Annotated in this window: 3 protein-coding genes; all 3 read left to right on the top strand. The window is 44.5% G+C overall.

From position 1 onward, the window contains the following. Positions 1 to 100: 100 nt before the first annotated feature. Positions 101 to 778: a cytochrome-c oxidase, cbb3-type subunit II gene (gene ccoO, locus B3182_RS01810; RefSeq protein WP_292355438.1), complete on the top strand. Its 678-nt coding sequence runs from the start codon at positions 101 to 103 to the stop codon at positions 776 to 778. After that, positions 771 to 980, top strand: coding sequence for a cbb3-type cytochrome c oxidase subunit 3 (locus B3182_RS01815; RefSeq protein ID WP_292355440.1), 210 nt, complete (start codon positions 771 to 773; stop codon positions 978 to 980). Before ccoO ends, B3182_RS01815 begins: the two co-directional genes overlap by 8 nt. After that, on the top strand, positions 973 to 1,415 hold a 443-nt coding region (locus tag B3182_RS01820; protein ID WP_292751304.1), incomplete at its 3' end, for a cbb3-type cytochrome c oxidase N-terminal domain-containing protein. The genes B3182_RS01815 and B3182_RS01820, both read left to right, overlap by 8 nt.

The raw sequence follows: 1,415 nt of genomic DNA on the forward strand, positions 1-1,415 counted from the left end.
GCGGTCATCATGCTGTTTAACGTAACAGTGACTATTCGCCGCGCGATTGCAAAACCGTCCGCCGAAATGGCAACTGCAGCGAATATTTGAGGGTATCAGCATGGCTAAAAAATCTAATAAACGCATTAGCTTTCAAGAGTGGGTAGAACAAAATGTGTGGGGGCTGGTGCTAGCGACGGCGTTGGTAGTGTCAGTCGGTGGTATTGTCGAGATCGTTCCATTGTTCTATTTGGATAATACTTTTGAGGATGATGTTTTTCCAGAATACGAAGAACTGCAGGGTGTACGTCCATACACTGCACTTGAGCTAGCTGGACGTGACATTTATCAGCGGGAAGGTTGCTATCTGTGTCATTCACAAATGGTACGTCCATTCCGTGATGAAAAAGATCGTTATGGTCATTATTCATTGGCTGTTGAGTCCAAATATGACCACCCATTTCAGTGGGGTTCCAAGCGTACCGGTCCTGATTTAGCGCGTGTTGGTGGTAAATACTCTGATGCATGGCATATTCAGCATTTGCGTGACCCGCGTTCTGTTGTACCTGAATCCGTTATGCCTAGATATCCTTGGCTGGACAAATCCACCATCGATGGTGAAGGCATGGTTAAGCGACTCAAAGCAATGAAAGTCCTGGGGGTTCCTTACAGTGATGAAGAAATTCTGGGAGCAGCAGAATTCGTAGAAGGCAAAACTGAAATGGATGCTCTGGTCGCTTATCTGCAAGTGCTTGGCACCATGATTCAATTTGAACCAGGAAGAGATTACCGTGAGTGATTTTCTGTCTTATTTTAAGACAAACTGGTCTGCAATGACCGTAAGCGATTGGGTGGGTACCATTCTGACGGTTGTTATTTTCTTACTGATGTTTGGTATGTATTTCTGGGTGTTACGCCCTAAAAACAAAGAAAAACTTGAATCGCATCGTGACTTGCCACTGAGAGATGACGATATAAATTCGGAGAAAAATGATGGCTGATAACAATAAAAACCCAAATGAATGTCCTGATACCGGACATGAATGGGATGGCATCAGAGAATTGACTAATCCACCGCCGCGTTGGTGGACAATAGCTTTATACCTGAGCGGTTTGTTAGTGCTGGTGTATTTTATTCTTTATCCTTCTCTGCCATTAGTGAATGGAAACACCGAAGGTATTCTGGGCTGGACGCAGATCAATGAATACAAGGATGACATGGCAAAAATTCAGGAAAAACGTGCACCTTTTGAAGATCGTATTGCTGCAATGTCAGCAGAAGAAATTCTCGAAGATGATGAGCTGTTACGCTATGCAGTAGGTTCAAGCAAAGTGCTTTATGGTGACAATTGTGCCGCTTGTCATGGTGTGGGTGGATATCCTCAACCTGGTTCGGGATATCCTATCCTGGCTGATGATGACTGGTTGTACGGTGG

Origin of the sequence: Methylophaga sp. UBA4204 (assembly GCF_002379485.1) — a bacterium.
Lineage (GTDB): Bacteria > Pseudomonadota > Gammaproteobacteria > Nitrosococcales > Methylophagaceae > Methylophaga.

Bases quoted from the DNA above. Each gene is read 5' to 3' on its own strand.
- ccoO (WP_292355438.1), top strand. From the start codon at position 101: ATGGCTAAAAAATCTAATAAACGCATTAGCTTTCAAGAGTGGGTAGAA.